At 55.4% G+C, this 2,304-nt stretch carries 4 protein-coding genes; 3 read left to right on the forward strand and 1 reads right to left on the reverse strand.

From position 1 onward, the window contains the following. The first annotated feature begins 81 nt into the window (after positions 1 to 81). Both GY937_07005 and GY937_07010 read left to right on the forward strand, forming a co-directional pair. Positions 82 to 420 (forward strand): hypothetical protein, encoded by a 339-nt coding sequence (locus GY937_07005; GenBank protein ID MCP5056462.1) that lies wholly within the window; start codon positions 82 to 84, stop codon positions 418 to 420. Positions 421 to 424: 4 nt separating this feature from the next. Further along, positions 425 to 586 carry a hypothetical protein gene (locus GY937_07010; GenBank protein ID MCP5056463.1) on the forward strand — a complete coding sequence of 54 codons (162 nt, stop codon included), beginning with the start codon at positions 425 to 427 and terminating at the stop codon, positions 584 to 586. Between the two features lie 241 nt (positions 587 to 827). Here GY937_07010 and GY937_07015 read toward each other — a convergent pair whose 3' ends face one another. Further along, positions 828 to 1,538 carry a hypothetical protein gene (locus GY937_07015; protein ID MCP5056464.1) on the reverse strand — a complete coding sequence of 237 codons (711 nt, stop codon included), beginning with the start codon at positions 1,536 to 1,538 and terminating at the stop codon, positions 828 to 830. 384 nt (positions 1,539 to 1,922) lie between these two features. Between GY937_07015 and GY937_07020 the strand changes: the two genes are divergently transcribed. Continuing rightward, entirely contained in the window at positions 1,923 to 2,285 is a 363-nt protein-coding gene (locus GY937_07020; protein MCP5056465.1) for a hypothetical protein, read from the forward strand. The last annotated feature ends 19 nt before the right edge of the window (positions 2,286 to 2,304 follow it).

A 2,304-nucleotide genomic window follows, 5' to 3' on the forward strand; every position in this document is an offset into this window, starting at 1 on the left:
TCTCTGCGTCCAAGACATTTGCCATGGCCGGCGAGGCTATCCGCCTCGCCCGCCTCAACGTCCTGGACGACTCCCCGTTCTATGGCCGGTTTTCAGGTGATCACGTATGGCCGCTTTTGGGTGTTCACCGAGGACGAAGGGAAGTGGGGCGTTCACCAAGACGGGTCGCATTATTCATCCACCAACAAGACCATGGACCACAAAGACGTACTCCACGCTCGTGAGTTCCAAACGAGTGCAGGAGAAACCAAGACGAGCTGGACGAAGATCGGCGTTGCTTTCCCTGCGAAGAATGGGGGACTGAACGTGAAGCTCGATCTCTTTCCCACTGACGGAAAGCTCTTCATCTCCGACCAAGAACCCAAGGCAGGAAAGAACGCCGACGGTTCGGCGCACATGGAAGACCCAAACCTCGACTAGTCCTATGACCATCGACCCAACACCAGAGGAAATGCTCAAGCGTGTCTGCGAAACGGCCTACGCCGCCGGTATCTCGCCGCGTGAGATCCTCGATGAATTTCAGCGAGCCCAGGCTGCTCAGGCGCTCGCCGATTCCGACCTTCCCGAACGAACAATCGAAGTTTAAGGACACATCCCGAAACCACGAAAACGGCTCAACAGAGCCGCTTTTTCGTTGCCATGTCGCGAAAAAGATAATGTGCGACATGCTTTCGCGTCTTTGTTAAGCCGTTTTCTGTTATCCCCTACTCCGCGTCGATGACAGGTTGCGTCTTAGCCCAACCGTATCGCGCCGTAGCTCGTGAGCTGGGGATCTCCGAGGCTGCCGTCCGGAAGTACTCTAACCGATGAAAGAGGAGCGTAGGCATTCAGTCTACCTCCGATGGATGAATTGCATCAGGTATCGTGTGCCCTCGTTCCGCGATGGATTTCTCAAGCGCACCATTGAGGCGCTCGAACTTCGGATGCCATCGGAATTTCGCTTCCTCGTACCACTTCTTGTTGGTATCGCGGTAGTAGACACATCTCCTCGTGTATGCGTTTCCGTCACTCTGTCGAAAGAACGAAACCTCAAACCATAGGACTCGAATCCCGGATCCAGAGAACTGATTGGTCACCTTTGACACGAATTCGTTAGGCTCAAGAAGGCTGGAGAATAGCCAGCGTTCCCCTGCTGGATTGTGTCGCGCGTCGAATATGGAAATGGTAGTCAGTCCGAAAACGTCGGGTTTCTCCCCGGGCCGAGGCCGCCGAATAGGGCGAAGGCCAGTTCCCGGAGGTGGAAGCATTCCTTCGATCTCGAAGTGCAACGAATGGTCAACCGAGATGTTTGTTGCGGCTAGGTCACCTACGTTTTTCGCCACGAACTCCATGGCGTCGCCCTGCCCATCCACCTTCTTCAAGACGCACCGAAGGTCGGGGTGCAGGTGTGTCTTCATCTGGCGTTCGGTCGCGGTAAGCGCCGCGTTCGCTGTCTTCTGCGCTTCCTCTGCTGCCTGGTCAGTGCAGTATCCGATTCCGCAAGCAACTAGAATGGCAGTCACCGAAAGGGCGGTCTGAAGGTACTCGCTTCTACTCATTCCTGAGTCGTCCCTTTGGAGTGAATCGAACGACCGGTTCGAGCCCATCGACGAAGTTGCGAACAGATTCAAGCAGCTTCAAGGATTTCGGTGGGTTCTTCCATGGGATCGAGTGTTCCGTCGCAGTTGGCATCCGTCAAGATGTGGAAATAGGCCTCGGTTTGGATCTCAAAGCGGGCAGTCATTTCTCCACACATCCTCCTCACTCCAAGTTTTCATACCTCACTAGACCACAACCTAACAACTTACGGAACTTCCCAACTCCCCTCCCCTGCGTAGGATGAAAGAAACCAATGAGAGCCGGCGAGGCATTGGTCTCGGTGGCTCTCTGTTCTTTCAAATAGAGGAGAGGAAGTGGAACAGCAATATCGCCTAGCACCAAGGGTGCGGGTGCTTCTCGTTTCCGACAGCGACGCAGTCCCCTATTTCGGACAACCGATCAAGGAGCCCTCCCACGTCTGGCAGCTCCTCAAAGACGAGGCTGCCACATGGGATAGAGAACGTTTTCTCGTCTTGGCGCTCGATGGACGGCACAAGGCTCTTGGCCTCGAGGAAGTTTCCGTGGGCTCGGTTTCCGCAAGCGTTGTGCATCCGCGCGAGGTCTTCAAGGGCCTTGTCCTGGCGAATGAGCTTGCCCCGGTCTCGTGGACACCCCGGATCGCACGAAAGTGCGGTAGGAGTGTGTCATGGGAAAACGGAAGCGTCGATCGTTCACAGATGAATACAAGGCCGAGGTCGTGGAGCTGATCCGCAAGAGCGGGAAGAA

The organism is bacterium, assembly GCA_024228115.1.
Classification (GTDB): Bacteria; Myxococcota_A; UBA9160; order UBA9160; family UBA6930.